This is a genomic window from Mycobacterium sp. E787, from assembly GCF_001668725.1.
Taxonomy (GTDB): Bacteria; Actinomycetota; Actinomycetes; order Mycobacteriales; family Mycobacteriaceae; genus Mycobacterium.
In genome coordinates this window covers 117,731-139,030 of sequence record NZ_LZKL01000050.1, presented here as the reverse complement: position 1 = coordinate 139,030, position 21,300 = coordinate 117,731, and the positions used below count along the sequence as shown (strand labels likewise).

Annotated in this window: 17 protein-coding genes and 3 pseudogenes; 9 read left to right on the top strand and 11 right to left on the bottom strand. The window is 70.3% G+C overall.

Translation table 11 applies throughout. The features are described 5' to 3' along the window. The first annotated feature begins 68 nt into the window (after positions 1–68). Positions 69–2,063 carry an APC family permease gene (locus A5705_RS10680; RefSeq protein ID WP_068277363.1) on the top strand — a complete coding sequence of 665 codons (1,995 nt, stop codon included), beginning with the start codon at positions 69–71 and terminating at the stop codon, positions 2,061–2,063. Then, positions 2,060–3,253 (top strand): class I SAM-dependent RNA methyltransferase, encoded by a 1,194-nt coding sequence (locus A5705_RS10675; protein ID WP_068277360.1) that lies wholly within the window; start codon positions 2,060–2,062, stop codon positions 3,251–3,253. The genes A5705_RS10680 and A5705_RS10675 overlap by 4 nt, the downstream gene beginning before the upstream one ends. A gap of 3 nt (positions 3,254–3,256) precedes the next feature. Here the strand turns inward: A5705_RS10675 and A5705_RS10670 are convergent, their stop codons facing one another. After that, entirely contained in the window at positions 3,257–4,549 is a 1,293-nt protein-coding gene (locus A5705_RS10670; RefSeq protein ID WP_067882472.1) for an ArsB/NhaD family transporter, read from the bottom strand. A gap of 52 nt (positions 4,550–4,601) precedes the next feature. Then, entirely contained in the window at positions 4,602–5,045 is a 444-nt protein-coding gene (locus tag A5705_RS10665; RefSeq protein WP_067882470.1) for a CBS domain-containing protein, read from the bottom strand. Between the two features lie 175 nt (positions 5,046–5,220). Between A5705_RS10665 and dxs the strand changes: the two genes are divergently transcribed. Continuing rightward, positions 5,221–7,146, top strand: coding sequence for a 1-deoxy-D-xylulose-5-phosphate synthase (dxs, locus tag A5705_RS10660; protein ID WP_067882468.1), 1,926 nt, complete (start codon positions 5,221–5,223; stop codon positions 7,144–7,146). Positions 7,147–7,311: 165 nt separating this feature from the next. On the opposite strand, the gene A5705_RS10655 is transcribed toward dxs, so the two are convergent. The 3 genes from A5705_RS10655 to A5705_RS10645 all read right to left on the bottom strand — a co-directional run bounded on the left by A5705_RS10655 (position 7,312) and on the right by A5705_RS10645 (position 10,119). Next, a complete protein-coding gene (locus tag A5705_RS10655) occupies positions 7,312–8,607 on the bottom strand; it encodes a ribonuclease D (RefSeq protein WP_068277359.1) in 1,296 nt (431 codons plus the stop codon). A gap of 1 nt (position 8,608) precedes the next feature. Continuing rightward, entirely contained in the window at positions 8,609–9,193 is a 585-nt protein-coding gene (locus A5705_RS10650) for a DUF3000 domain-containing protein (protein ID WP_231964505.1), read from the bottom strand. Between the two features lie 119 nt (positions 9,194–9,312). Beyond that, entirely contained in the window at positions 9,313–10,119 is an 807-nt protein-coding gene (locus A5705_RS10645) for an enoyl-CoA hydratase/isomerase family protein (RefSeq protein WP_068277405.1), read from the bottom strand. Between the two features lie 52 nt (positions 10,120–10,171). Here A5705_RS10645 and hemE point away from each other — a divergent pair, with 52 nt between their 5' ends. The 5 genes and pseudogenes from hemE to A5705_RS27115 all read left to right on the top strand — a co-directional run bounded on the left by hemE (position 10,172) and on the right by A5705_RS27115 (position 15,027). Beyond that, on the top strand, positions 10,172–11,254 hold the full coding sequence (hemE, locus tag A5705_RS10640) for a uroporphyrinogen decarboxylase (RefSeq protein ID WP_068277358.1): 1,083 nt from the start codon (positions 10,172–10,174) through the stop codon (positions 11,252–11,254). Beyond that, complete coding sequence (locus A5705_RS10635; RefSeq protein ID WP_068277352.1) at positions 11,251–12,603, top strand: protoporphyrinogen oxidase; 1,353 nt, start codon at positions 11,251–11,253, stop codon at positions 12,601–12,603. The genes hemE and A5705_RS10635 overlap by 4 nt, the downstream gene beginning before the upstream one ends. A gap of 5 nt (positions 12,604–12,608) precedes the next feature. Further along, positions 12,609–13,316: a hydrogen peroxide-dependent heme synthase gene (gene hemQ / locus A5705_RS10630; RefSeq protein ID WP_067882459.1), complete on the top strand. Its 708-nt coding sequence runs from the start codon at positions 12,609–12,611 to the stop codon at positions 13,314–13,316. Beyond that, positions 13,313–14,068, top strand: a complete 756-nt coding sequence (locus A5705_RS10625; RefSeq protein WP_068277349.1) for a class I SAM-dependent methyltransferase — start codon at positions 13,313–13,315, stop codon at positions 14,066–14,068. The genes hemQ and A5705_RS10625 overlap by 4 nt, the downstream gene beginning before the upstream one ends. A gap of 109 nt (positions 14,069–14,177) precedes the next feature. After that, positions 14,178–15,027 (top strand): annotated as a pseudogene (locus A5705_RS27115) (endonuclease domain-containing protein). 64 nt (positions 15,028–15,091) lie between these two features. Here the strand turns inward: A5705_RS27115 and msrB are convergent. The 4 genes from msrB to A5705_RS10605 all read right to left on the bottom strand — a co-directional run bounded on the left by msrB (position 15,092) and on the right by A5705_RS10605 (position 19,226). Further along, positions 15,092–15,502 carry a peptide-methionine (R)-S-oxide reductase MsrB gene (gene msrB, locus A5705_RS10620; RefSeq protein ID WP_156738484.1) on the bottom strand — a complete coding sequence of 137 codons (411 nt, stop codon included), beginning with the start codon at positions 15,500–15,502 and terminating at the stop codon, positions 15,092–15,094. An 11-nt stretch (positions 15,503–15,513) separates the two neighbouring features. Further along, a complete protein-coding gene (gene aftC / locus A5705_RS10615; RefSeq protein ID WP_068277344.1) occupies positions 15,514–16,824 on the bottom strand; it encodes an arabinofuranan 3-O-arabinosyltransferase in 1,311 nt (436 codons plus the stop codon). A gap of 74 nt (positions 16,825–16,898) precedes the next feature. Beyond that, on the bottom strand, positions 16,899–18,458 hold the full coding sequence (locus A5705_RS10610) for an alpha/beta fold hydrolase (protein WP_068277342.1): 1,560 nt from the start codon (positions 18,456–18,458) through the stop codon (positions 16,899–16,901). A gap of 24 nt (positions 18,459–18,482) precedes the next feature. Next, positions 18,483–19,226 (bottom strand): pyrimidine reductase family protein, encoded by a 744-nt coding sequence (locus A5705_RS10605; RefSeq protein ID WP_068277339.1) that lies wholly within the window; start codon positions 19,224–19,226, stop codon positions 18,483–18,485. Between A5705_RS10605 and zapE the strand changes: the two are divergent. Next, positions 19,225–20,302, top strand: a pseudogene (gene zapE / locus A5705_RS10600) (cell division protein ZapE). The gene A5705_RS10605 and the pseudogene zapE sit on opposite strands and share 2 nt — an antisense overlap. On the opposite strand, the pseudogene A5705_RS10595 reads toward zapE, so the two are convergent. Both A5705_RS10595 and A5705_RS10590 read right to left on the bottom strand, forming a co-directional pair. Continuing rightward, positions 20,286–20,798: pseudogene (locus tag A5705_RS10595) on the bottom strand (GNAT family N-acetyltransferase); the annotation flags it as partial. The pseudogenes zapE and A5705_RS10595 sit on opposite strands and share 17 nt — an antisense overlap. Then, complete coding sequence (locus A5705_RS10590) at positions 20,786–21,295, bottom strand: hypothetical protein (protein WP_068277335.1); 510 nt, start codon at positions 21,293–21,295, stop codon at positions 20,786–20,788. The pseudogene A5705_RS10595 and the gene A5705_RS10590, both read right to left, overlap by 13 nt. Positions 21,296–21,300 lie beyond the last annotated feature (5 nt).

Genomic DNA, 21,300 nt, shown 5'->3' with positions numbered 1-21,300 from the left:
CGGTCCGTCCGCGAACATTCTTGCCTACGAAACGCTAGCAAGCTCGGGTGGGCTTACTCTTGGCTCTCGTGTCCAAACTTTCGACCGCTGCGCGCCGGCTGCTGATCGGACGGCCGTTTCGCAGCGACCGGCTGAGTCACACGCTGCTGCCCAAGCGGATCGCCTTGCCGGTGTTCGCCTCCGATGCGCTGTCCTCGGTGGCCTACGCGCCGGAGGAAGTCTTCCTGATGCTCTCGGTGGCCGGGGTGAGCGCGTATGCGCTGACGCCGTGGATCGGCCTGGCCGTGGCCGCGGTGATGCTGGTCGTGGTGGCCAGCTACCGGCAGAACGTGCACGCCTACCCGTCGGGCGGCGGCGACTACGAGGTGGTCACCACCAACCTCGGCGACACCGCCGGCCTCGTGGTGGCCAGCGCCCTGATGGTGGATTACGTTCTGACCGTTGCCGTTTCGACGGCGTCGGCGATGTCGAACATCGGCTCGGCGATCCCCATCGTCGCGGAGAACAAGGTGTGGTTCTGCGTCGGCGCCATCCTGTTGGTGATGGCGCTGAACCTGCGCGGCGTCCGCGAGTCCGGGCTGGCCTTCGCCATCCCGACCTACGCGTTCATCATCGGCGTGCTGGTCATGATCGGCTGGGGTCTGTTCCGGATCTTCGTGCTGGGCAACCCGCTGCGGGCCGAATCGGCCGGTTTCGAGATGCACGCCGAACACGGCCAGATCGTCGGCTTCGCGTTGGCCTTCCTGGTGGCGCGGTCGTTCTCGTCCGGGTGCGCGGCGCTGACCGGGGTCGAGGCGATCAGCAACGGGGTGCCGGCGTTTCAGAAGCCCAAGTCGCGCAACGCTGCCACGACCCTGCTGATGCTGGGCGGCATCGCGGTGACCCTGCTGATGGGCATCATCGTGCTGGCCGAGAAGATCGGGGTGAAACTCGTCGAGGATCCCGCCAGGCAGCTGACCGGCGCCCCGCCGAACTATTACCAGAAGACGTTGGTCACGCAGCTGGCCGAAACCGTGTTCGGCAGCTTTCACATCGGGTTCCTGCTGATCGCCACGGTGACCGCGCTGATCCTGGTGCTGGCGGCCAACACCGCGTTCAACGGGTTCCCCGTGCTCGGCTCGATCCTGGCGCAGCACAGCTACCTGCCGCGCCAATTGCACACCCGCGGTGACAGATTGGCGTTCTCCAACGGAATCCTGTTCCTGTCCGGGGCGGCCCTGTTGGCGATCATCGCGTTCCGCGGCGAGGTCACCGCGCTGATCCAGCTCTACATCGTGGGCGTGTTCATCTCGTTCACGCTGAGCCAGATCGGCATGGTCCGGCACTGGACCCGGTTGCTGCGCACCGAGACCGATCCGCGGTTGCGGCGCAAGATGATGCGCTCGCGGGTGGTCAACACGGTCGGCCTGTTGTCCACCGGCGCGGTGCTGCTGGTCGTGCTGGCCACCAAGTTTCTCGCCGGTGCGTGGATCGCCCTTTTCGCGATGAGCCTGCTGTTCATCATCATGAAAATGATTCACCGCCACTACCACACCGTCAGCCTGGAATTGGAGGAGCAGGAGGCGGCCCAACACGACGTGGTGCTGCCCAGCCGCAACCACGCCCTGGTGCTGGTGTCCAAGCTGCACCTGCCGACACTGCGCGCTCTGGCCTACGCGCGCGCCACCCGTCCCGATGCGCTCGAGGCGCTCACGGTCAGCGTCGACGACGCCGAAACCCGCGACCTGGTGCACAGGTGGGAGGAAAGCGACATCAGCGTGCCGCTCAAGGTCATCGCCTCGCCCTACCGTGAAATCACCCGGCCCATCCTCGATTACGTCAAGCGGGTCAGCAGGGAGTCGCCGCGCACGGTGGTCACGGTGTTCATCCCGGAGTATGTGGTGGGCCACTGGTGGGAGCAGGTGCTGCACAACCAGAGCGCGCTGCGGCTCAAGGGCCGGTTGTTGTTCATGCCCAACGTGATGGTGACTTCGGTTCCCTGGCAATTGAATTCGTCGGAGCGGCTGAAGGCCTTCCACCCGCACGCGGCGCCCGGCGACGCCCGTCGCGGGATCTTCGATTGAGCACCGAGCTGACGCTGGTCACCGGCCCCCCGGCCAACGGGGGCAGCTGTGTGGCCCATCATGACGGCCGCGTCGTGTTCGTCCGCTACGCGTTGCCCGGCGAGCGGGTGCGGGTGCGCATCACCTCCGAGCGCGACTCCTATTGGCACGCAAAGGTTGTCGAGGTGATCGAGCCGTCGGACGACCGCGTCGCCTCGCTGTGCCCGATCGCGGGGGCCGACGGCGCCGGCTGTTGCGATCTGGCGTTCGCCACGCCCGAGGCGGCCCGCGCGGTCAAGGCCCAGGTCGTGGCCAACCAGCTGTCCCGGCTGGGCGGGCACGACTGGAGCGTCCCCGAAACGGGCGCCGAGGAATTGTCGCCGGATGCCGGGCCCACCGGTTGGCGCACCCGGGTCCGGCTGGAGGTGGGCGAGGACCGCCGGCCCGGCTTCCACCGCTACCACAGCGACGAGCTGGTGACCGACCTGCGCTGCGCGCAGCTGCCGCCCGCAATGCTGGACGGATTGTCCCGGGCCGACTGGCCCCCGCGCGCCCAGTTGCACGTCGCCGTCGACGACGAGGGCGAGCGGCACGTGGTGCGCACCCTGCGACAGGGCAAGCGGACCGACACCACGGTGGTCGAGGGCGGCTACGAGGCGGTGCAACGGGTGGGTGAGCGCAGCTGGCGGGTGCCGGTCACGGCCTTCTGGCAGGCGCATCGGGACGCGGCCCGGGTCTACAGCGCTCTGGTCCTCGACTGGGCGCAACCGAGTCCCGGCATGACCGTCTGGGATCTCTACGGCGGCGCGGGGGTTTTCGCCGCGGCGCTCGCCGACGCGGTGGGGGAGTCGGGGCGGGTGCTGACCGTCGACACCTCGCGCTCGGCGACGCGCGCCGCGCGCGCCGCCCTGTTCGACCTGCCCCAGGTGGACGTCGTCACCGACTCGGTCCGCCGCGCGCTGACCGCGCAGCGCGGGAGCGCCGGGGTCGCAGTGCTGGACCCGCCGCGCGCCGGTGCCGGGCGCGAGATCATCGACCTCCTGGCCGCCGCCCGGGTGCCGCGCGTGGTCCACATCGGTTGCGAGGCGGCCTCTTTCGCGCGGGACATCGGCCTGTACCGGGCACACGGCTACGCCGTCGAGAAGATCAAGGTGTTCGACGCGTTCCCGCTGACTCATCACACCGAATCCGTTGCGCTGCTGACCTGTTAGCGCTCAGCTCAACACGAAGTACCGCAGCCACAGGTACAGGGCGGACAGCGCCGCCGAGATCGCCGTCACCAATGCGCCCTTGCGGGTGAATTCCCAGAAGGAGACGGGATTGTCGGCGCGCGCGGCGATCCCGAGCACGACGACGTTGGCGCTGGCGCCGACGGCGGTGAGGTTGCCGCCGAAATCGGTGCCGAGCGCAAGCGCCCACCACAAGGCGCCGGCGTTGACGTGTCCGCCCAGGGCCGGCGCCAGGTCGGCGACGACGGGCGCCATCGTCGCGGCGTACGGAACGTTGTTGACGACGCCGCTGATCGCCAGCGATGCCACCAGGATCACCATGGTGGCCAGCAGCGCGTTGCCGCCGGTGGCGGTGATCGCCAGATGTGCCAGTGTCTTGACGACGCCCGTCTTGACCAACGCCCCGACCATGATGAACAACCCGGCAAAAAACAGCAGCGTTTCCCACTCGACGCTGGACAGGTAATCCGAATGCTCCAGCCTGGACACCAGGATCAGGATGCCGGCGCCCAGCAGCGCGACGATGGAGGGCTGCATGTGCAGCGCCGAGTGGGCGATGAACGCGGCGAACACCGCCACCAACACGATGCCGCACGCGATGAGCAGCCTGCGATCGCGAATCGCCTCCTTCTCCTCCAGCGACATGACGTCGGCGACGCGCTCGGGGTCGACCGAGAAGGAACCCCGAAACAGGCGCGGCAGCAACGCGATCAGGACGGCCATCACGATGATCACGATCGGTGTCAGGTGCAGCAGGAAGTCGTTGAACGTCAAGCCCGCCCTGCTGGCGATGATGATGTTGGGCGGATCACCGATCAACGTCGCCGTGCCGCCGATGTTCGAGGCGAACGCCTCGGCCATCAGGAACGGCGCCGCATTGATGTCCAGCCGGTCGCACACCAACAGGGTCACCGGGGCGATCAACAACACCGTGGTGACGTTGTCGAGCAGGGCCGACCCGATCGCGGTGACCAGCACCAGCAGGATCATGACGCGCAGGGGGGAGCCGCGGGCGCGCTTGGCGGACCAGATCGCGACGTACTCGAACACACCGGTCTGGCGCAGCACGCTGACGATGATCATCATGCCCAGCAGCAAAAAGATGACGTCCCAGTCGATTCCGGTCTCGTGTGAGTAGAAGACGTCATCGGAGTTGATGATCGGCAGCAAGGCGACGACGATCGCGGCGCCGGTGAGCGCCACGACGGTCTTGTTGACGCGGTCGCTGGCGATCAGCGCGTAGGCGACGACGAACACGACGATCGCGATCAAGCTCATCGGTTGTCCCGTGGTTCCGCCCGTAGCCGCTCGATCGCCACATCCACCGGAATCAAGGCTTCAGCGCCGCGGCGAGGACCCGCGATGCCGTGATGACCCCGATCAACGTACCGTCCTTGACCACCGCGACGAGCGGGCTTCTCTCCCGCGCCATGAGGGCCGCCACCTCGATGATGGTGTCGTCGGCGTCGGCCGGCGGCACGTCGAGCAGGTGGTCCGGCAGCACGTCGCGTACCTTCTTGCCGCTCAGCTTCTCCGCGCAGCGGTCGGCCGTAGATTCGTTGAGCACCCCGGCCAGCGAGGGGTCGTCCTGCACGTACCGCGGCACGATGAAGCGGACGACCTGCGAAGCCGGCAGCACCGCGTAGGGGTTTCCCGACGTGTCGGTGACCAAGAGGCCCGGCAGCCGGTGCTCGGCGAGCAGCCGCGCGGCGTCCAGCGCGTCCCCGTCGATGCTGACGATCGGAAAGTCTTCGGCGATCTGCTCGGCGCGCATGGTGCGACGATACGACTGCGGGGGTCGACGCGGTCGGTCGACGGCAAGGATCACGGCGCACTCCGGGTTCGGGGACAACGTGCCGACCAGGCTTCCCGGCGCACCGCGGTCCGAGGCTAACAAGGACCGGACGCGGACTCCGGTCTCCCGTGCGAACGCTGCGTAGACTAACGGGATGCTGGAACAGATCCGCGGGCCCGCTGATCTGCAGTACCTGTCCCAACGGCAGCTCCGCGATCTGGCGACCGAGATCCGCGAGTTCCTGATCCACAAGGTGGCTGCCACCGGGGGACATCTCGGGCCCAACCTCGGCGTCGTCGAGCTGACGCTGGCGCTGCACCGCGTGTTCGACTCGCCGCACGACCCGATCATCTTCGACACCGGCCACCAGGCCTACGTGCACAAGATGCTGACGGGCCGCGCCCACGACTTCGAGAGCCTGCGCAAAAAGGGCGGCCTGTCGGGTTATCCGTCGCGCGCCGAGAGCGAGCACGACTGGGTGGAGTCCAGCCACGCCAGCGCCGCGCTGTCCTACGCCGACGGCCTGGCCAAGGCGTTCGAGCTCAGCGGGCACCGCAACCGTCATGTGGTCGCCGTCGTCGGCGACGGCGCGCTCACCGGCGGCATGTGCTGGGAGGCGCTGAACAACATCGCCGCCTCGCACCGGCCGGTCATCATCGTCGTCAACGACAACGGCCGCAGCTACGCGCCGACCATCGGCGGCGTCGCCGACCACCTGGCCACGCTGCGCCTGCAGCCGGCCTACGAGCACGTGCTGGAACGGGGGCGCGACGCGGTGCGCTCGCTGCCCCTGGTCGGCCAGATCGCCTACCGCTTCATGCACAGCGTCAAGGCCGGCATCAAGGACTCGCTGTCCCCGCAGCTGCTGTTCACCGACCTCGGCCTGAAGTACGTCGGCCCGGTCGACGGCCACGACGAACGCGCGGTGGAGGCCGCGCTGCGCCACGCCCGCGGCTTCGGTCGCCCGGTGATCGTGCACGTCGTCACCCGCAAGGGCATGGGTTACGCGCCGGCCCTGGACGACGAGGCCGAGCAGATGCATTCCTGCGGCGTGATCGACCCGGTCACCGGCCGGGCCACCAAGATTCCCGGCCCGGGCTGGACGGCCACGTTCTCCGAGGCGCTCATCGGCTACGCGCGCAAGCGCCGCGACATCGTGGCCATCACCGCGGCGATGCCCGGCCCCACCGGGCTGACGGCGTTCGGGCAGCAGTTCCCGGACCGGCTGTTCGACGTCGGCATCGCCGAGCAGCACGCGATCACGTCGGCGGCCGGACTGGCCATGGGCGGCATGCACCCGGTGGTGGCGATCTATTCGACCTTCCTCAACCGGGCCTTCGACCAGATCATGATGGACGTGGCGCTGCACAAGCTGCCCGTCACGATGGTCCTCGACCGGGCCGGCATCACCGGCTCCGACGGTGCCAGCCACAACGGCATGTGGGACCTGTCGATGCTGAACATCGTGCCCGGCATCCGGGTGGCCGCACCGCGCGACGCGACCCGCCTGCGCGAGGAGCTCGGCGAGGCCCTCGACGTCAACGACGGCCCGACGGCCATCCGCTTTCCCAAAGGCGATGTGGGCGAAGACATTCCGGCCCTGGAGCGACGCGGGTCGGGCGTTTCGGCCGTCGACGTGCTGGCGGTGCCGGCGACGGGGCTCAACCACGACGTGCTGCTGGTCGGGGTCGGCGCGTTCGCGCCGATGGCCCTGGCCGTGGCCAAGCGGCTGCACAACCAGGGCATCGGCGTGACGGTGATCGACCCGCGCTGGGTGTTGCCGGTGTCCGACGGCGTGGTCGAGATGGCCGCGCAGCACAAACTGGTCGTCACCCTCGAGGACAACGGCGTCAACGGCGGGGTGGGGTCGGCCGTCTCGGCGGCGCTGCGGCGCGCGGAGGTCGACACGCCCTGCCGCGACGTGGGGCTGCCGCAGCGGTTCTACGAGCACGCGTCTCGGGGCGAGGTGCTCGCCGACCTGGGGCTGACCGACCAGGACGTGGCCCGCCGCATCACCGGTTGGGCGGCGGCGCTGGGCACGTCCGTCTCCGAGGCGGAGGTCCGGGAGCCCCTCGACTAGGGCGCGTTGGTCGCGATTGTCGCCGGGCGGCTGCAGGCCTTTTGGGTGTGAATCCTGGGTTTTGGGTGTGAGCTGGTGGCGGGATCCGGGCGAATTTTCCGCCCTGGATACACACGCAAAGCCGAGGATTCACGCTGAACGGCTGTGGCCCAGGACGGGGGCGTGCTAGCTGTCGTCGGCCGGTGGTTGCAACGCCCGGGCCAGCACGGGATCGACGAGTTCGCGCTGCCACGCCCGCGCCTGCCCTGCCCGCAGGAACTCGTCGACGGCCTCATCGGGGTCCGCGGCGGGCTGCCAGTCCCAGCACAGCCGTCGCACCAGGTCGGGTGAGACCAGGTTCTCCGTCGGGACTCCGACCCGCTCCGACAGCTCACCCAGCGCCGCCCGGGCCGCCTCCAGCCGGGCGGCGGCCTCCGGTTTGCGCCTGCTCCACCGCGCCGCCGGCGGCGGCCCGTTGGGCGGTTCGGCGTCCTCCGGCGGCTCCTGGCTGCGCCGGGCCGCCTCCAGCGCCCCCAGCCAGACCTCGGCGCTGCGGCGCTGGTTGCGCCCGCCGAACACCGGCAACTTGACAAGCTCTTCGACGGTCTTCGGGTCGGCGAGGGCGGCGTCGATGATGGCCGAATCCGGCAGGATGCGGCGCGGGGCGATGTCGCGCCGCTGGGCGATGCGGTCGCGCGCGGTCCACAGTTCGCGCACCGCGGCGAGGCCGCGCCGGTCGCGCACCCGATGGATCCCGGACGTCCGGCGCCAGCGGTCCCGCCGGGCGAGCGCGGCGTCACCGGCGGCGTCGCCGCCCTTGAAGGCCCGCAGGTAGTCGAATTCCTCTGCGGCCCAAGCGGTTTTGCCCTGCCCGGCGAGCACCTCGGAGATCGCTGCGCGCAGCTCGATGAGCAATTCCACGTCCAGGGCCGCGTAGTTGAGCCATTCTGCGGGCAGGGGGCGCTTGGACCAGTCGGCGGCGCCGTGGCCTTTGGCCAAGCCGAACCCCAGCAGCCGCTCGACCATGGTGGCCAGGTTCACCCGGTCGAAGCCGGCGAGCCGCCCGGCCAGCTCGGTGTCGTACAGGGCGGGGGGTCGCATGCCGACCTCGGCCAGGCACGGCAGGTCCTGGTCGGCCGAGTGCAGGATCCATTCGTCGCTGCCCAGCACCTCGGCGACCGGCCGCAGCGCCGTCACCGGGTCGGCGCCGTGGCTGACCGGGTCGATGAGCACGGTGCCCGCCCCGGCCCGCCGGATCTGGATGAGGTAGGCGCGGTTGGAGTAGCGGAAACCCGACGCCCGCTCGGCGTCCACCGCGAACGGCCCGCGCCCGCGGTCCAGCAGCCGCGCGGCCGCCTCGATCTCGTGGACGCTCACCGCGAGATCGGGGACCCCGTCGGAAGGCTGCAGCAGCGGGCAGGGTTCAGGCGCGGCGTCGTCGGGCGCGGTGTCGTCGGGCCTAGCGGCACCCGCTTCGCCCATGTCAGGCGCGTGACCGCGAGCTCAGGTCGGTGACCCCGGTCGGCGGCAGGCCCGCGGCGTGCTCGAGCACTTCGCAAAACGCCTCGACGTGCGCCCCGACCGCCGGGGTGGTCGCCGTCCAGGACGCCCGCAGCTCCAGCTGGTGGGCGCGGGGCGGCCCGGAGATGTCGCCGTAGCGCACCGACGTGGTGGCGGTGACGGTGCCGCCCAGGGCGGTGGTCTGTTCGAGGCGCGCCTGCAGCGCGTCGACCAGCCAGCTCCACGCCACCTCGGGCAGCAGGGGATCGACGGCTTCGGTGGGGTCGAGGTCGGCCTGGATGTAGGCGACCAGGCGGATGTAGCCGTCCCAGGCGTCGGCGCCCTCCGGGTCGTAGAGCAGGATCAGCCGGCCGAACGCGTCGCCCTCGGAGCGCTCCGGGACGATCTCGAGGTCGGGATGCTTGACCTCGGCCCCCAGCGCGTAGCTGTAGGGCGCCAGGCGCTGCGGCGGACGGATCGGGCCCAGCTCGATCTCCGGCCGCACGGTCACGGCGTTCATTGCCGCCACCGCCTCGCGGAAGGGTGCCGGTTCGGCTGAGGCTGTCACAGCGTTCGACGCTAGACCCATCAGCCGACACGCCGAAACAGGCGCGCCGAGTCCCGCGCCCGTCGCGACCAAGCCGTTACCGGCGCTCATCGGGGCCTCGAGGAGGCCGTATCGCCTGCTCAGGGCGCGGTTCCTTTGGTGAATCGGGCCGGGCGCTTCTCCCGGTGCGCGGCGAGGCCCTCCCGAACGTCGGGGCCGCCGAAACCGATGAATTCCAGGCCCAGCGACGTTTCGAAGGCCGGGCCGAACATCCGGTACCAGTAGTTGAGGCTGTGCTTGGTCCAGCGGATGGCGTTTTGCGCGCCCTGCGCCAGGTTCTCGGCGATCCGGGTGGCGGTGGCCAGCACCTCGTCGTCGTCGACGCAGGTGGAGACCAGGCCGATGCGCTCGGCCTCCTCGCCGAGCAGGGTCTCGCAGGTGAGCAGGTAGTACTTGGCCTTGGCCATGCCGACCAGCAGCGGCCAGCAGATCGCGGCGTGGTCGCCCGCGGCCACCCCGAGCTTGGTGTGCCCGTCGATGAACCGCGCGGTGCGGCCCGCGACGGAGATGTCGGCGAGCAGCGCCACCACCAGGCCCGCGCCGACGGCGGGTCCCCGGATCGCCGAGACGACGGGCTTGTCGAAGTTGACCATGTTGAGCACCAGGTCGCGGGCCTCGCGCATGATGCGGATCCGGCCCTCGTAGTCGCCGATGGTCTCGTCGATCAGGTCGAAGCTGCCGCCGGAGGAGAAGGCCTTGCCCTCGCCGCGGACCAGCACGACGCGCACGGCGGGGTCGCGGTCGAGCACAGGCCACACGTCGGCCAGGTCGCGGTGCATCTGCGGCCCGACCGAGTTCAGCCCGGGGGAGTCCAGCACCAGGGTCAGCACGCCTTCGGAACCGGGTTCGAAGCGGAGGCTGGGGAACTCGTCGTAGCTGATCGGCACCACCGCGATGTTACGCAGGCGCCGCTGGGGCCTCGTGGCAGCATTGAGGCCGATGAACGTTCCCGACGCCCGACGCGACCTGCCGGAGTCGCCGTATCTGGCCGCCGTCACCGGACGCAAGCCCGGCCGCGTGCCGGTGTGGTTCATGCGGCAGGCCGGCCGTTCGCTGCCCGAGTACCGGGCGCTGCGGGAGCGGCACAGCATGCTGGCGGCCTGCTTCGAGCCGGAGGTCGCCTGCGAGATCACGCTGCAGCCGGTGCGCCGCCACGGCGTCGACGCGGCGATTCTGTTCTCCGACATCGTGGTGCCGCTGCGCGCGGCGGGTGTCGAACTGGACATCGTCGCGGACGTCGGGCCGGTGATCGCGCACCCGGTGCGCGCCGACGCCGACATCGAGGCAATGAAACCGCTTGACCCGCAGGCGATTGCGCCGATCCGCGAGGCGGTTTCGCTGCTGGTGGCCGCGCTGGGCGACGTTCCGCTGATCGGCTTCGCCGGCGCGCCGTTCACGCTGGCGTCCTACCTCGTCGAGGGCGGCCCCAGCCGCAACCACGCCCGCACCAAGGCGATGATGCTGGCCGAGCCGCACAGCTGGCACGCGCTGATGGAGAAGCTGACCGACCTCACCGTCGCGTTCCTGCAGGGCCAGATCGAGGCCGGGGTGGACGCGATCCAGGTGTTCGACTCGTGGGCCGGCACGCTGTCGCTGGCCGACTACCGCCAGTACGTGCTGCCGCACAGCTCGCGGGTGTTCGCCACGCTGGCGCAATACGCCCTGCCCATGACGCACTTCGGGGTCGGGACCGCCGAGCTGCTCGGCGCGATGTCGTCGGCGCTGAAGTGCGGCATGCAGCCCGGCCAGGCCGCCGTCGTCGGGGTGGACTGGCGCACCTCGCTGGCCGACGCCGCCGCCCGGGTGGAGCCCGGCACGGCGCTGCAGGGCAACCTCGACCCGGTCGTCCTGCTGGCGGGTTGGCCGGTGGTCGAGCGCGCGGCGCGGGCCGTCATCGACGACGGGCGCCGCGCGATCGACGCCGGCGCGACCGGTCACGTGTTCAACCTCGGTCACGGGGTGCTGCCCGAGACCGATCCCGCCGTCCTGACCGACCTGGTCGCGCTGGTCCACTCGCTATGAGCCGCTCGTATTGTGTTGTGGGCGGCGGCATTTCGGGTCTCACGGCCGCGTACCGGTTGCGCGCGGCGGTCGGGGAGGACGCGACGATCACGCTGTTCGAGCCCGCCGACCGCCTCGGCGGGATCCTGCGCACCGAGCGGGTCGGCGGGCAGGCGATGGACGTGGGCGCCGAGGCGTTTGTGCTGCGCCGGCCCGAGATGCCGGCGCTGCTGGCCGAGCTGGGCCTGTCGGATCGCCAACTGGGCACCACCGGGGCCCGGCCGCTGATCTTCAGCGAGCGGCGGTTGCACCCGCTGCCGGCGGGGACCGTCGTCGGGATCCCGTCGTCGTCGGCTTCGGTGGCCGGGCTGGTCGACGAGGCCACGGTCGCGCGCATCGACGCCGAACCCGCCCGCCCGTTCAGCTGGCAACCGGGCAGCGATCCCGCGGTGGCCGAACTGGTCGGCGACCGGTTCGGCGCGCAGGTCGTGGCCCGTTCGGTGGACCCGCTGCTGAGCGGGGTGTACGCGGGCTCCGCGGCGACCATCGGCCTGCGCGCGGCGGCCCCCAGCGTGGCGGCGGCCCTCGACCGCGGCGCGACCAGCCTGACCGACGCGGTGCGCAAAGGGCTGCCGCCGAACACCGGCGCGCCGGTGTTCGGGGCGGTCGACGGCGGCTACCGGGTGCTCGTCGACGAGCTCGTGGCGCGCGCCCGCCCGCGCTGGGTGCGCGCCGCCGTGCGGCGGCTCGAGCCGGCCGGGCCCGGTTGGGCGCTGGTGGACGACACCGGCGCCCGGTGGCATGCCGACGCGGTGGTGCTGGCCATCCCGGCCCCGCGGTTGGCGTCGCTGGTCGGTGAAATCGCGCCGCGCAGCTGCGCCGCCGCGCGGCGGATCGAAAGCGCGTCGGCGGCGGTGGTGGCGCTCGCGGTGCCGGCCGACACGCCGTTCCCGCAGTGTTCGGGCGTGCTGGTGGCCAGCGGGGAACCGTTGCGCGCCAAGGCGATCACGCTCTCGTCGCGCAAGTGGGGCACGCGCGGCGACACCCAGCTGTTGCGGCTGTCGTTCGGGCGGTTCGGTGACAATGTGGCCGCCGGCGTCGCCGACGACGAACTGCTGGGGTGGGCGCTGAGCGACCTGGTCGACGTGTTCGGGCTGACCGTCGACCCCGTCGACGCTCGCGTGCAGCGCTGGATCGAGGCGATGCCGCAGTACGGTCCCGGCCACGCCGAGGTGGTCGCAGAGGTGCGCGCCGGGCTCCCGCCGGGGCTGGCGGTGGCCGGCAGCTACCTCGACGGGATCGGTGTACCGGCCTGCGTCGGGGCGGCCGGCCGCGCGGTCGAGGCACTCCGGGCGAAAGTGGCACGATAGGTGCCATGGCCAAACTCGACTACGACACCCTGAACTCGCAGCTGCGCTACCTGATGTTCTCGGTGTTCTCCGTGCGGCCCGGCGTGCTGGGCGAGGACTCGAGTGACACGAGGAAGGAAGCGATCGACGACGCGGCCCGGTTTTTCAAGCAACAGGAGGAGCGCGGGGTCGTCGTCCGCGGCCTCTACGACGTGGCGGGGCTGCGCGCCGACGCCGACTTCATGATCTGGACCCACGCCGAACGCGTCGAGGCGCTGCAGGCGACCTACGCCGACTTCCGGCGCACCACCACGCTGGGGCGGGCCAGCGCGCCGGTGTGGAGCAGCGTGGCGCTGCACCGGCCGGCCGAGTTCAACAAGAGCCACATCCCGGCGTTCCTGGCCGGCGAGGAACCCGGCGCCTACATCTGCGTGTATCCCTTTGTGCGGTCCTACGAGTGGTACCTGCTGCCCGACGAGGAACGTCGTCGCATGCTCGCCGAGCACGGCATGGCCGCGCGCGAGTACAAGGACGTCCGCGCCAACACCGTCCCGGCGTTCGCGCTGGGTGACTACGAGTGGATCCTGGCCTTCGAGGCGCCCGAGCTGGACCGCATCGTCGACCTGATGCGCGAGCTGCGCGCCACCGACGCGCGCCGGCACACCCGCGCCGAGACGCCGTTTTTCACCGGGCCGCGGGTGCCGGTCGAGCAGCTGGTGGCGGCGCTGCCATGACAACCGCGCCGTTCGACCCGACGGATCCCACCCGCTTCGAGGAGATGTACCGCGACGACCGGCTGTCGCACGGGCTGCCCGCGGCCACGCCGTGGGACATCGGCGGCCCGCAGCCGGTGGTCCAGCGGCTGGTTGCGCTGGGCGCGGTCAAGGGCGAGGTGCTCGACCCGGGCACCGGCCCCGGCCACCACGCGATCTACTACGCGTCGAAGGGCTACTCCGCGACCGGCATCGACGGGTCCGCGGGTGCCCTGGAGCGGGCCCGCGAAAACGCCGAAAAGGCCGGTGTGACGGTCAATTTCGAGCTGGCCGACGCCACCAAGTTGGAGGGCTTCGACAACCGGTTCGACACCGTCGTCGACTGCGCCTTCTACCACACCTTCAGCACCGACCGCGACATGCAGAATGCCTACGCGCGGGCGCTGCACCGGGCGACCAGGCCGGGGGCGCGGCTGTACATGTTCGAGTTCGGCGAGCACGACGTCAACGGCTTCAAAATGATGCGGTCGTTGTCCGAGGACGATTTTCGTCAGGTGCTGCCGCCCGCGGGGTGGGAGATCACTTACCTCGGCCCGACGACCTATCTGGTCAACCTGAGCACCCAGACGATCGAGATGATGGCCGCGCGCAACCCGGACATGGCCGATCAGGTGCAGGCGCTGCTGGACCGGTTCCGGGCGATGGAGCCGTGGCTGGAGGGCGGCCGGGTGCACGCCCCGTTCTGGGAATGCCACGCCACGCGCGTGGACTAGCCACCGGGGCTTGTCGCGACACGTAAACATTTGCGACGACACGCCGAGATGTGTCGCAACGGTTTATGTCTGGGGGATCCGGACGCACAAGCATTGACGTCCCACGGTTGTGGACGAGGTGTTTGTCGGCAGCGAGGCGGTGCGGCGGGGGCACCTGACTCCCTACCAATTGCGCAGCAGGTTCCGGGCCGTCTATCCCGGCGTTCACCTGCCGGTTCATGCCACGCCGTCGCTGCGAGCGCGCTCGGTTGCGGCGTGGCTGTGGTCGGGCCGACGCGGCGTGGTGGCTGGCCTTGCCGCGGCGGCACTGCACGGCTCGCGCTGGATCGACGACGACGCGCCCATCGAGTTGATCTGGCGTAACCAGCACGCGCCGATCGGCGTGGTCACGCGTAATCAGCGAGTTCAACCGGATGAGGTCACCCGGGTCGCGGGTCTGCCCGTGACCACCCTTGCGCGCACGGCGTTCGACCTGGCCCGGCAATTGCCCACCGGCGAGGCGGTGGCGCGACTCGACGCCTTGATGCGGGCAACACCGTTTTGTGTCGAGGACGTGTCGCAGTTGGCCAAACGGTACCCGGGTGCGCGGGGTCTGCGACGGCTGCGCACGGCACTCCCGCTTGTCGACGCGGGCGCCGCCTCGCCAAAGGAGACTTGGCTACGACTCTTGCTGATCGATGCCGGACTGCCGGCTCCCGAGACACAGATACCGGTGAACGAGAACTGGCGAACGGTCGGCGTGCTCGATATGGGCTGGGAAAGATACAAAGTCGCCGCCGAGTACGACGGTGACCAGCACCGCAGCGACCGACGCCAATACGCCCGGGACCAGCGGCGGATACGCGGGCTCGAAGCGCTGGGCTGGATCGTCATCCGGGTGATCGCCGAGGACAAGCCCGGCAGACGTCGTGCGACGCGTGCGCGATGCACTCATCCGCCGCGGATGCTGCGAGATATAAATGGTTGCGACGCGCTTCGGCGTGTCGTCGCAACTGGTTATATGTCGCGGGAACGCAGGGGTAACTACGAGCCCGCCGGCACCAGCCGCAGCGAGATCGAGTTGATGCAGTACCGCTGGTCCGTCGGGGTGGGGTACCCCTCGCCGGCGAACACGTGACCCAGGTGGCTGTGGCAGTTCGCGCACAGCACCTCGGTGCGCGTCGTTCCCATCGAGTGGTCGGGGCGCAGAATCACCGCGTCGGAGTTGGCCGGGTCGAAGAACGAGGGCCAGCCGCAGTGCGACTCGAATTTCTCTGTGCTGCGGAACAATTCGGCGCCGCAGGCCCGGCACTGGTACACGCCCTCGGTCTTGGTGTCGGTGTACTCGCCGGTGAACGGCCGCTCGGTGCCGGCGCGGCGCAGCACCTCGAACTCCTGCGGGTTCAGCTTTCGGCGCCACTCGTCGTCGGACAGCTGCACCTTCGGACGCGACAAGTCAGGAGAGGTCATGCGTCCACGCTAGCCTTCTCCCGTTCCGCCGTCAGCCACGCCGGATCGATGCCGTCGTCCAGCCGGTCCTCGGCCTTGGCGTCCAGGTAGCGGAAGTAGAGCACGGTGAACGTCACGATCAGCAGGAGCGACCAGCCGTAGGTGATCTTCAGGTAGTGCAGCGCGCGCCCGTACCGCATGTACTTGTAGATCAGCCAGTCGTCCAGCGTCAGGAAGCCGTAGATCCCCAGCCAGGAGGGCCAGTTGCGGATGAGTGAGTTGGGCAGCACCACGGTCATCACGAACGGGAACAGCATCATCGAGTAGTAGCCCTGGGCCAGCGGCAGCACCAGCCAGGAGCACAGCAGCAGCACGCCCGACGAGCTGGCGAACCAGAACAGCGGGTCCCGGGTGCGGTAGTAGCGGTACAGCAGCCACATTGCGCCGATCGCGAGCAGCGTGAACAGGATCCGCAGGAACACGATCAGCCAGGTCGGCAGGCCGAAGTACACCCCGTTGCCCTCGATCGAGCTGTTGAAGTAATCCCGGGTGCCGCCGATGTAGGGCAGCGTGCGCGTGACGAAGTCCATCGGGTCGCTGACGAGGGGCCACGCGACCAGGTTGACGACGAGGGGGACCGCGATGGCGGGCACCAGCGTCCGCCATTGGCGGTTCAGCAAGGGCAGCAACAGCAGCGGCCCGAGCACGGGTTTGAGCGTCAGGGTGAGCCCGATGACGAGGCCGGCCCACCACTGGTGCCCGACTTTGCCGTCCAGCAGCCACCCCAGGAACAGCACCTCCGCCAGCAGCACGCAGCCGTTGATGTTGGTGAACACCAGGGTGCTGGTCACGCTTTCCGTGCAGAACATCGCCAGCAGCAGGGCGGGCGCCGCCACCGAGGAGAGGGTGAACTTGAACATCCGCAGCAGCAGGTACCAGGCGATGAGGATGGCCACGGTGTTGATCAGGATGAACAAATACCGCGACGGCGTGAACGGCAGGTACCCGAACGGCGCCATCAGCAGCGTGCCGCCGGGCGGGTACAGGTAGTGCGGGTCGACGTAGTCGAAGTGCTCGTTGTAGATGTCCCAGCCGTGCCGGAAGTTCAGCACCGCGCGGTAGACCGGCTTGAAGTCGTCGGTGATGTTGCCGTTGAGGGTCAGGATGATGCTGCGGTGCAGCACCGACATGATCGCCAGCGGCCACAGCACCGATCGCAGTATCGTCGCGACGCTCGGTGCGCTGGTGCGGGGGCGAAAGGCGGCCAGGATCCCCTCGCGCAGGCCGGTTCGGGTCGAGTCAGCTGCGGTCACCAGCGCACGGTACACCGGCCGCCCGGCGACGATGCGGCCGCGTCGCGGGCAAGGTGAGGCGGGCAATTGAGCCTGAGCGCCCCCGAAACTCAGGCGGGACAGTAGGTGTCGGTGCCGGGTAGCTTGCCGCTGTTGAGGTAGCCGATCAGCGGCGGGACCGCGCAGGGCGAATAGATGCTGGCGCCGTGACCGATGCCCTGCCACATCACCCGCTTGCTGGCCGCGTTGGCGTTGATGATGGTGGCCGCCGTCTGGGCCACCCCCTCGGTGCCGACGATCGGGTCGTTCTGCACGCCGGCCAACAGGACGTCGACCTTGAGGCTCTTCGGCGGCGCCGGCGGCGGAATCGTGGGCCAGTGCACGCACTTGACCAGGTTGAGCGCGGCGACGGTGCCGAATTGGGGATAGAGCTTCGCCCACGCGACGACGAGCTCGCGCACCCGGTCGGGGGTGGGGCGGTTGATGGCGTCGCTGCAGGAGCCGACGAACTGGCCGTCCGAGTCGGTGACCGCGTAGGCGTGGCTGATCAGGTTGTTCAGCTGGCCGGCGTCGCCGGACCGGGCGGCGGCCAGCGCGTTGGCCAGGCTCGTGGTGGCGCCGACGCGGCCTCCGGCCGGGAAGCCCAACGCGACGGTGATGGCGTCGGCGACAGCGGCCACCGGTGCGCCGCCGGGGCCCTTGCCGCCGCGCGCGTCGGCGAGCATCGCGCTGACGGCGCCCTTGGGGTCGGGCCCCAGCGCGCAATTGACCGCGACGCACTGCGCGGCGAACGCGTCGAGCGCGGCCTGCTGACCCTTGACCTGTTGCTCGGCGGCCGCTTCGGCGTTGACGCCCAAGGCAATCGGGGAGTCGAGGATCAGCCGGGCGACCCGGTCGGGGCGCGACGCGGCGTAGGCCAGCGCCACCTGGGCGCCGTCGCCGACCCCGACCAGGGCGACGGCGGGCACGTCCCACAGCGTGCGCAGCCGCTCGATGTCGGAGGCGGCGTGCGAGTTGTCGTAGGAGGACGCGCCGGGCGCGATGGCGTCGGTGCAGTTCGTGGTGGCGGTGTTGGAGATGTCGGAGAGGTTGGCGACCGGGTCGTCGCCGGGCTGGAACTGCGCCTGGTCGCGCATCGACTGGCGGTCGAGCTGATCCCGGCAGTCGATCGGGCTCGACATGCCCATGCCGCGCCGGTCCACGGCGACGATGGGGTGGGTTTGCAGCACGTCGCCGCCCGCGTGCGACAGCCACACCGGCAACTGCGTCGACGACGGCAGGTCCGAGCCGGTGGTGAAGACCAGCGGGCCCGCGTCGTGCGGCGTCTGGTTCGAGCGCGCCCGCACCACACCGATTGTCAACGTCCCGCCCTGGCCGTTGACCGGGTCGAGGTCGCTGTCGTAGGTCGCGCAATCCAGCTGCACGCCCGGCGCCGCCGGGACGGCCGCATCGGAGAAGACCTTCGACGTGCAGTCGTGCCAGGCCAGGTCGTTCTTGGGCGCCGCGATCGGTGGCGGACCGGCCGGCTTCGGCTTGCTCGGGGCCACGCCCTGCGGTCGGGCGCCGGAATTGGTCGCGAAGCGCGGGTCGGCGGCCAGCCCGGGAACGCAGCCGGCCACCAGCGCGGTCACCGCGAGGAGCGCCGTGGCGGATGCGATCTGCCGACTCATGCCGACCACAGTAGCTTCGACTTTTCAAACCTTGACGTAGCGGCCGTACAGGTAGCCGGCGTCGTCGGTGAGCAGGTGGGCGCGGCCCATGCGGGTCAGCACCTGCGCCGGGCCCGCCGCGATGCGCCGCGCCAGGCCGCCGACGAGGTACGGCGCGATCGTCAGGCACAGCTCGTCGAGCAGGTCGGCCTCGATGAACGCGCCGAGCAGGGTCGGCCCGCCCTCGGTCAGGATGCGGCGCATTCCCCGCGCCGCGAGCGCCCGCAGCAGGGCGGCCTCGTCGACCTTCGCGGGATCGGCGCCGGAGCAGTCGAGCACCTCGCACAGGTCGCCGATCAGGCTGCGGGTCTCGTCGGCCGCCGCGGTGCAGGTGAGCACCAGTGGCGGCACCTCGGTCCGGGTGAACACCGCCAGGTCGCGCTCGAGGCGACCCGACCCGGTGACGATCGCCAGTTGGGGGACCTCGCTTTGGCCCCGGGCCTGCCGCTCCTGGCGTTGCGCGACGGCCAGGTGCGCGCCGGAGTAGCCCTCGATCCGCACCGTGCCCGCGCCCACCACGACGACGTCGGCCAGTTCCCGCAGCAGGTTGAAGATCTGCCGGTCGCCGGGCCCGCCCATCGCGCCGCTGCTGCCGTCGGCGGTGGCGCCGCCGTCGAGGCTGGTGATGAAGTTCGCCCGCAGCCAGGTGCCGTCGCGGTCGGGGTAGCCGTACAGCCGGGAGAGTTCGGCGTCGTCGAGTTCACGCGTCGACCCCAGCTGCGTCAGCATGAGCTTGATTGCAGCACGCCGCTACAGTTCGGTGCATGGATGGGTCCGCCGCTGCCCGGGTGGCGCACCTGGTGGACCGGCATCCGAGCGTGTCTCCGGAGCGACTGATCGCCCAATTGCGGCCGCCGCCAACGTTCGCCGACGTGAGCTTCGCCACCTACCGACCCGATCCCGCGGAGCCGACCCAGGCCGCCGCCGTCGAGGCGTGCAGGGACTTCTGCCGGCAGGCCGTGCAGCGCCGGGCCGGCCGGCGAAAGCTGTTCGGGAAGCGGGCCGTCGTGCCCGGCGTGGGGTTGTATCTCGACGGCGGCTTCGGCGTGGGCAAGACCCACCTGCTGGCCTCGGCCTATTACCAGTTGCCCGGCGGGGGACCCGAGCCGCCAACTCCCAAGGCGTTCGCCACTTTTGGCGAGCTGACCCAGCTCGCCGGGGTGTTCGGCTTCGTCGAATGCATCGAGATGCTGGCCGACTACACGGCGGTGTGCATCGACGAGTTCGAGCTCGACGACCCCGGCAACACCACCCTGATCTCGCGGCTGCTCTCGTCGCTGGTCGAGCGGGGCGTGTCGGTGGCCGCGACCTCCAACACCCTGCCCGAGCAACTCGGCGAAGGCCGCTTCGCCGCCCAGGATTTCCTGCGCGCGCTGGCAAGTATTTTCACCACGGTGCGCATCGACGGCCCCGACTACCGGCACCGTGGCCTGCCGCCGGCCCCGCCGCCGCCGTCCGACGCGGAGGTGGCCGCGCGCGCCGCGAAGGTGCACGGGGCGACGCTGGACGACTTCGACGCGTTGTGCGCACACCTGGCCACCATGCACCCGTCGCGCTACCTGACGCTGATCGAGGGCGTGACGGCGGTGTTCGTCACCGGCGTGCACCGCCTCGACGACCAGAACGTCGCGCTGAGGTTGGTCTCGCTCACCGACAGGTTGTATGACGCCGGCATCCCGGTGGTGGCTTCGGGGGAGCGGCTGGACAGGATCTTCAGCGACGAGATGCTGGCCGGCGGCTATCGGAAGAAGTACCTGCGGGCCACGTCACGGCTGGTGGCGCTGACCCGAGCCGGCGGACCATGAGGTAGTCGTTCTCGGTGCGGGTGCCCACCTGAAAGGTTCTGGTGCCGTTGACCGTAAAACCGCTCTTGGCGTAAAAACGTTGGGCGCGTTGGTTCGCCTGGTTGACGCCCAGCCACACTTGCCGCGCGCCCCAGCCCTCGGCGGTGGCCAGCGCCAGGCCCATCAGCGCGTCCGCCGCCCCGGTGCCGTGGTGCTCGGCCAGCACGTAGATCTTCGACAGCTCGGCGGTGGTGGGGTCGGTGGCGTCGCGAATCAGCATGGCGTAGCCGATGATTCGGCCGCCCCGCGCCGCGGTGATGATCGCGCGGTCCGGATCGGCCAGGTATTCGGCGAAGCGCCCGGCGGACAGGTTGGTGTCGATGAACGACGCGACGTCGTCCGCGCCCGCCTCGGGGGGACAGGCCAGCGGAAAGGTCTGCGCGGCAACGTCAGCCAGCCGCGCGGCGTCCACCGCACCCGCCGTGACGACGCGGACGTCCAGTGTCACAGATTCCATTGGGCGAGGTGATAACCCGTCTTCTTGTCCAGCAGGACGACGGTGGACACCGGGTCGCGGTAGGCGTCCCAATACACGCCACCGCGCACGATCGCCCCGTTCGGCGCGTTGACGAGCACGTTGTCCAGCGCGTCGGGCGCGTCGGTGGCGCGCGGTTTGTAGGCGTCGGCGAAGGGGGTCACCCCGTCGAAGCTGAACACGGTCGCCATGATGTACGGGTTGGGCACCCGGATCGCGCGGACCGTCACGTCGGCGCGGTTGGGGGTGCTCCCCGGGAAGCTCTTGATCGGGACGCCGCTGCGCGTGTAGCCGAACCCCGGGGGCGGGTCGCACGGGGCCACGCTGCTGACCGTGACGTCGGCGACGTAGTCGCCGGTGTCGACCCGCAGGGTGTCGCCGATGTGGCCGATCGGTGCGTCGCCGGCCCACGCGCGGGGCGCCGCGAGGCTCGCGGCGGCGACGAGCAAGGCGGACACGACGACCAGCCAGCGGTGCATGCTCG